Source organism: Bartonella sp. AA86SXKL (assembly GCF_042196885.1).
The window spans coordinates 1-533 of the sequence record NZ_JBHIRE010000592.1 but is presented as its reverse complement, the minus strand read 5'-3'; the positions used below and the strand labels follow the sequence as shown (position 1 = coordinate 533).

At 38.6% G+C, this 533-nt stretch carries 1 protein-coding gene; it reads left to right on the top strand.

The genetic code is table 11. From position 1 onward, the window contains the following. A partial coding sequence (locus tag ACFIO5_RS13450) for a hypothetical protein (RefSeq protein ID WP_375705685.1) occupies positions 1-318 on the top strand: 318 nt, incomplete at its 5' end. Positions 319-533 lie beyond the last annotated feature (215 nt).

Sequence of the window (533 nt, the reverse complement as noted above, 5' to 3'; positions counted from 1 at the left end):
GTTTCGAATGCAGAAGCGCGTGCAAAGGCTTATATCGCTGCTCTTAACGGCATTTCACTCTGGTCTTTATTGCAAGCCGTTAAAAATCTTATACGTGGTGAGGCAAAAGGCATGTCCACAACATTTGTCCCCTCATGCGCTGATCTGGCGCAGTATTGTCGCGATTTAGAAAGCAGGCTTTATGGTGTTGCTGAGAAGGTTTTTATAGCAGTTGAAAATACGCGTAACCTAGCTTTAGGAGGCAAGCGCATTTCATTCATGAGAATAGGCAAGCCTAGTGAAGAGCAACATAACAGTAGCAATTCTAAAGCGGCTTAAAACAGCAAAATAGTGAAAAGTGCTGATCATTTTACGATTAGACATGCATTTAAATCGACAAAAAGGTACCGTACAAAGCGATTTAAAGATTTTACTATGAAAACCATATCCGCAATATAAAACGCTCTGTACGGTCAAATTTGAGGTAAATAGACCAATTGGTAAAATTATGGACTAAAAACATGAGAATATTAAAAGACCTGTTCTTAAAAAAG